The sequence below is a fragment of the Streptomyces sp. DH-12 genome (genome assembly GCF_002899455.1).
GTDB lineage: Bacteria > Actinomycetota > Actinomycetes > Streptomycetales > Streptomycetaceae > Streptomyces.
The window spans coordinates 1-1,113 of sequence record NZ_PPFB01000006.1; the positions used below are offsets into that span (position 1 = coordinate 1).

1 protein-coding gene is annotated in these 1,113 nt (G+C 73.0%); it reads right to left on the reverse strand.

Annotation, left to right across the window (positions count from 1 at the left end):
• A partial coding sequence (locus tag C1708_RS33570) for an AMP-binding protein (protein ID WP_157951323.1) occupies positions 1–1,113 on the reverse strand: 1,113 nt, incomplete at both ends.

Genomic DNA, 1,113 nt, shown 5'->3' on the forward strand with positions numbered 1-1,113 from the left:
ACAGCTCCCCCACCACACCGGGCGCCACCAACTCCAGACCCGGACCCAGCACGTAGGTACGCGTGTTGGCGATCGGCCGGCCGATCGGTGGCGTGCCCGCGCCGTCGGCGAGGTCCGCGGCGGTCGACCAGATGGTGGTCTCGGTGGGGCCGTAGAGGTTCGTCAGGTCGTCGGTGAGCGTGCGCATCGACTCGGCGAGCGGAGTCGGCAGGGCCTCACCGCCGACCAGGATGCGCAGGGCGCGCAGGGCGTCCGGCTCGTGCGCCACCAGAAGCTGCCACAACGAGGGGGTGCCCTGCACGACCGTGACGCCGTGCCGGGCGATCAGGTCCAGCACGGCGGACGGCTGGGGGACGGCCTCCTTGGGGGCGAGGACGACCGTGGCGCCCGACAGGAGCGGGTGGTACAGCTCCAGCGCGGCGATGTCGAACGCGACCGTGGTGACCGCCAGCAGCCGCTCCCCCGTCCGCAGCGGGACCTTGCGCCGCATGGCTTCGAGGAAGTTGAGCAGCGGGGCGTGCGGCACGACCACGCCCTTGGGGCGACCGGTCGAGCCGGACGTGTAGATCACGTACGCGGCGGACTCGGGAGCCGGTGGCACGGCGTGGCCGGTTTCGGCCGGGTCGGTATCGGGACAGGAGTCCAGCAGGGCCTGTGCGTCCGGGGAGTCCAGCACCAGTCGTCCCGCCGTATCACCGCTCGGCGTCCGGGAGTCCGTGGACAGCGTGGTGAGCAGCAGAGCGGGCCGCGCGTCCTCGAGCACGTACGCGAGGCGGCCGGCCGGGTGGTCCGGGTCCAACGGCAGATACGCGGCGCCGCTCTTGAGCACGGCCAGCAGGGCGACCACCAGCTCGGCGGAACGCGGCAGCGCCAGCGCGACCACTTGGTCCGGCCCCGCGCCCCGGCGCAGCAGGGCGTGCGCGAGGCGGTTGGCACGGCGGTCCACTTCCGCATAGGTCAGGGAGGTGTCCCCGACGATCAGGGCCACGGCGTCCGGGGTGGCGGCGGCCTGCTCGGCGAAGCGGACCGGCAGCAGTTTCTCGCCGATCTCGGTCTCGGTGTCCAACCAGGCGCCCAGGAGCTGCCGGTGTTCCTCGGGGGTGAGGATGTCGA